Annotated in this window: 1 protein-coding gene and 2 pseudogenes; all 3 read right to left on the bottom strand. The window is 68.0% G+C overall.

Going from position 1 to position 3,793, the window contains the following annotated elements; genetic code table 11:
* Nucleotides 1-53 precede the first annotated feature (53 nt).
* Complete coding sequence (locus ACT4N8_RS10360; RefSeq protein ID WP_444858050.1) at nucleotides 54-815, bottom strand: hypothetical protein; 762 nt, start codon at nucleotides 813-815, stop codon at nucleotides 54-56.
* Nucleotides 812-3,307 (bottom strand): annotated as a pseudogene (gene gyrB / locus ACT4N8_RS10355) (DNA topoisomerase (ATP-hydrolyzing) subunit B). Before gyrB ends, ACT4N8_RS10360 begins: the two are co-directional and overlap by 4 nt.
* Nucleotides 3,308-3,357: 50 nt before the next feature.
* Nucleotides 3,358-3,793: pseudogene (locus ACT4N8_RS10350) on the bottom strand (DNA replication/repair protein RecF); the annotation flags it as partial.

Below are 3,793 nucleotides of genomic sequence, written 5' to 3'. Positions count from 1 at the left end.
GGAGCGGATCGCACCGCAATGGCATTGTCCCGTGGGCGTGGGCATAGAGCGGCCTACCACGGCGGCGCCGACCCGGGGAGCCAGCGCCCGCGCAGCCAGCGACGCGCCGCGGTTTCGGCCTTGGCCGCATAATCCGGATCGCCCATGCCGATCAAAGGCAGCCCGGTCGCCGCGATCGTCGCGTCGATCCCGGACGTATCAAGCGCGCGTCCCGCCGCGACGGCGTGGCGGATAAGCTCCATCTCCTGCCCCCAGAAATGCACCGCGCGCGCGCCGACATTGGCTTGCATCGCGCGCACCTCCTCGACGCGACGGTCATTGACGAGGGGCAGCCATATGTCGGGGAGCAACAGATCGACCGGGCGATCCGGCCGGTAGGAGAATGCGTCGCCCTCGAGGACGCGGAGCTTCGCCCGCGCCTCGGACGGCAATTGGGCGAAGATGTCCAGCTCGCGATGAAGCGCGAGCACATCCGCGTCCTTCTCGACGACGATGACTTCGCTCACGGCCGGGAGCGCCGCGCAGGCGCACGCTGCCCAGCCGAGCCCGAGGCCGAAGATCAGCACGTGGCCCGCCGCCGCACGGACGCCGAGCCCCTGGCTCTCCAGCTCGAACGGGGTCAGCGACATCCAGGAGCGGCCGTCGCGAACGAGCACCGCCATCTGCTCAACGAGGACGGGATCGCTCCAATAGCCCGGTGAAATCGCCATCTCGGCGACCCGCAATTCCCAATCGCCGCTTCGCGCGGCACGATAACGCGGGACGAAAAGGTCCGTCGCGAAGCGCGGGATGCCGGGCGGAAGCTGCTCGCTCACACGTCCAGATTGGCGACGTTCAGCGCATTCTCCTGGATGAACTCGCGTCGCGGCTCGACGACGTCGCCCATCAGGCGGGTGAAAATTTCGTCGGCAACGTCGGCCTGAGCGACCTCCACTTGCAGCATCGCGCGGTTGGTCGGGTCGAGCGTCGTTTCCCAGAGCTGGTCGGCGTTCATCTCGCCCAAACCCTTGTAGCGCTGGACGGCGAGACCTTTACGGCCGACGGCGAGGACCGCCTCGAGCAGCTGGGTCGGACGGTTGATCGCCACGCCCTTGCGCGCCGCGGGCGCCTCCTCCTCGGCCTCTTCGCTCTCGGCCTCGGCGGCCTCCGCCGCCTCGGCCCGCGCGCCGCGCGGCAGTGGGGTAAGGGTGAGCGGCTGGGCATAGGCTTCGGCCTGCTCCTCGATCAGGGCATGGAGCCGGCGCGCCTCCTGGCTCGCGAGGAAGGCGGGCTCGATCCGGTGATGATCGGTGACGCCCCGCCAGGCCCGCTCGAGCACATAGCCGCCGTCCTCGGCGACCGAACCCGTCCAGCGCGCCTCCTCATCGCCGCCGCCGAGCCAGCCGGCGGCGAAAGCGAGCGCGTCGGCGCGCTGCTCTCGGCGCAGCGCCGGATCGAGCGCGCCGGTCAGCGCCAGCGCCTCAATCACCATCGGATCGTAGCGGCGCGGCACATAGTTCATCAAGGTCCGCACCCGCCGACCATGATCGACCAGGGCGCGCAGCTCGCGGCCCGAGCGCGGTTCTCCCGCGCCGTCGAGCCGGCTCGCCTCGGTCCCCGCCTGGATCAGATATTCGTCGAGCGCCACATTGTCCTTGAGATAGACCTCCGAGCGGCCCTTCGCGACTTTGTAGAGCGGCGGCTGGGCGATGTAGAGGTGCCCGCGCTCGATGATGTCGGGCATCTGACGGTAGAAGAAGGTCAACAGCAGGGTCCGGATATGGGCGCCGTCGACGTCTGCGTCGGTCATGATCACGATCTTGTGATAGCGCAGTTTCTCGATGTCGAAATCGTCGCGGCCGATGCCGGTGCCCATCGCCTGGATGAGCGTGCCGACCTCGCGGCTCGACAGCATCCGGTCGAAGCGCGCGCGCTCGACGTTGAGGATCTTGCCGCGCAAGGGAAGGATCGCCTGGAAATGGCGGTCGCGGCCCTGCTTGGCCGAGCCGCCGGCGCTGTCGCCCTCGACCAGGAACAGCTCCGACTTGGCCGGATCGCGCTCCTGGCAGTCGGCGAGCTTTCCGGGCAGCGAGGCGATCCCCATCACGCTCTAGCGGCTCGCCTCGCGCGCCTTGCGGGCGGCATCGCGCGCGGCGGCGGCGTCGATGATCTTCTGGATGATGGTGCGCGCGTGGCCGGGATTCTCCTCCAGCCATTCGGCCATCTTGTCGGCCATCAGGCTTTCGAGCGGCTGGCGCACCTCGGAAGAGACCAATTTGTCCTTGGTCTGCGAGCTGAACTTGGGATCGGGGAGCTTGACCGAGACGATCGCGGTCAGCCCCTCGCGCATGTCGTCGCCGGTCAGGCTGACCTTCTCGCGCTTCATCATGCCGGACTTGTCGGCATAATTGTTGAGCGTGCGGGTCAGCGCGGCGCGGAAGGCGGCCATATGGGTGCCGCCGTCGCGCTGCGGGATGTTGTTGGTGAAGGCGAGGACGTTCTCGTAATAGGAGTCGTTCCACTCGAGCGCGACCTCGATGCCGACCTCGTCGCGCTGCCCGGTGACCGAGATCGGATCGGGGATCAGCGCGCTCTTGGCGCGGTCGAGATAGCGGACGAAGGCCGAGATGCCGCCCTCGTAATAGAGCTCGACCTCCTTCTTTTCCTCGTGTCGCGCGTCGGTGAGGATCAGGCGCACGCCGGAATTGAGGAAGGCGAGCTCGCGGAAGCGATGCTTGAGCGTGTCGAAATCGAACTCGACGATCTTGAAGGTCTGGGTCGAGGGCAGGAAGGTGACCCGCGTTCCCTTGCGCCCGGCCGGCGCGTCGCCCACCACCTTCAAGGGCGCCTCCGCGTCGCCATGGCGGAAGCGCATCCAATGCTCCTTGCCGTCGCGCCAAACGGTGAGCTCGAGCCATTCGCTGAGCGCGTTGACCACCGAGACGCCGACGCCGTGCAGGCCGCCCGAGACCTTATAGGCGTTGTCGTCCGACGTGTTCTCGAACTTCCCGCCCGCGTGGAGCTGGGTCATGATCACCTCGGCCGCCGAGACGCCTTCCTCCGCGTGAATATCGGTCGGAATGCCGCGGCCATTGTCCTCGACGCTGACCGAGCCGTCGGGGTTCAAGGTGATCAAAATCCGGTCGCAATGGCCGGCCAGCGCCTCGTCGATCGCGTTGTCGGAAACCTCGAACACCATGTGGTGCAGGCCCGAGCCGTCGTCGGTGTCGCCGATATACATTCCGGGCCGCTTGCGGACCGCGTCGAGGCCTTTCAGCACCTTGATGGATTCGGCGCCGTAGCTGCTTTCATTGGGGGAGGATGCCATGACGAGGATATAGGGAATCGGGGGGCGAAACCCAAGGAAAAAGGCGCGTTTCAGGCGGGCCGGGCGGCCCCGTCGCGCACCTCGAAAAAGCTCGCTTTTTCATTGACTTCCACGAACAAATTCCGCTCGGTCCCGGTCATCCAGACCTGACCGCCGGCCTGGGCCAGCCGATCGAACAGCGCGCCGCGGCGAATGGGGTCGAGATGGGCGGCGATTTCGTCGAGCAAAAGGATCGGGCGGCGGCCCGATCGGGCGGCGACGAGATCGGCATGGGCGAGGATCAGGCCGATCAGCAGCGCCTTCTGCTCGCCCGTCGAGGCGAGCGCGGCCGGCTGCGATTTGCCGACGTGCGTGACGGCGAGATCGGTGCGGTGCGGCCCGGCGAGCGTGCGCCCCGCGACGGCGTCGCGGGCGCGGCCCGCGGCCGGCGCGAACCCGCGATCCGGCCCGGCGCCGCCTTCGAGCGCCCGGCGAGCGCGGGCGCAC

The organism is Sphingosinicella sp. (assembly GCF_052387495.1).
GTDB lineage: Bacteria > Pseudomonadota > Alphaproteobacteria > Sphingomonadales > Sphingomonadaceae > Allosphingosinicella.
The sequence above is the reverse complement of the archived record's forward strand: the minus strand, read 5'-3'. Positions and strand labels throughout refer to the sequence as shown.